Below are 567 nucleotides of genomic sequence, written 5' to 3'. Positions count from 1 at the left end.
CCCCGTCCCAGGCGGTGGACTCCTCCGCGATCGTGACCACGCCAGGGCAGCGGCGGTAGACGGTGGCGTTCATCTCCTGCAGGAACGCGACCGCGTCGAGGTTCTCCCGGCCGCCGTGCTCGTTCGGGGTCCACCGGCCGGGCTCGCGGGAGTAGTCGAGGTAGAGCATGGAGGCCACCGCGTCCACGCGCAGACCGTCGATGTGGAACTCCTCGCACCAGTACACGGCGTTGGCGACCAGGAAGTTGCGCACCTCGCGCCGCCCGTAGTCGAACTCCAGGGTCCCCCAGTCGGGGTGGGCCGCGCGCAACGGGTCCTGGTGCTCGTACAGCGGGCGTCCGTCGAACTCGGCCAGCGCCCAGTCGTCGCGCGGGAAGTGGGCCGGTACCCAGTCCATCAGGACGCCGATGCCGGCCTGGTGGAGGGCGTCGATCAGGTACTTGAAGTCGTCGGGGGTGCCCAGACGGGCGGTGGGCGCGTAGAAGCCGGTGACCTGGTAGCCCCAGGACCCGCCGAAGGGGTGCTCGGCGATCGGCATCAGCTCCACGTGGGTGAAGCCCATCTCCT

Annotated in this window: 1 protein-coding gene; it reads right to left on the bottom strand. The window is 70.2% G+C overall.

Annotation, left to right across the window (positions count from 1 at the left end; genetic code table 11):
* Nucleotides 1–567 (bottom strand): alpha-amylase family glycosyl hydrolase (locus C3488_RS39755; protein ID WP_258053934.1); only part of this gene is annotated, 567 nt, incomplete at both ends.

The sequence above is a fragment of the Streptomyces sp. Ru72 genome (assembly GCF_002920635.1).
GTDB lineage: Bacteria > Actinomycetota > Actinomycetes > Streptomycetales > Streptomycetaceae > Streptomyces.
The sequence above is the reverse complement of the archived record's forward strand: the minus strand, read 5'-3'. Positions and strand labels throughout refer to the sequence as shown.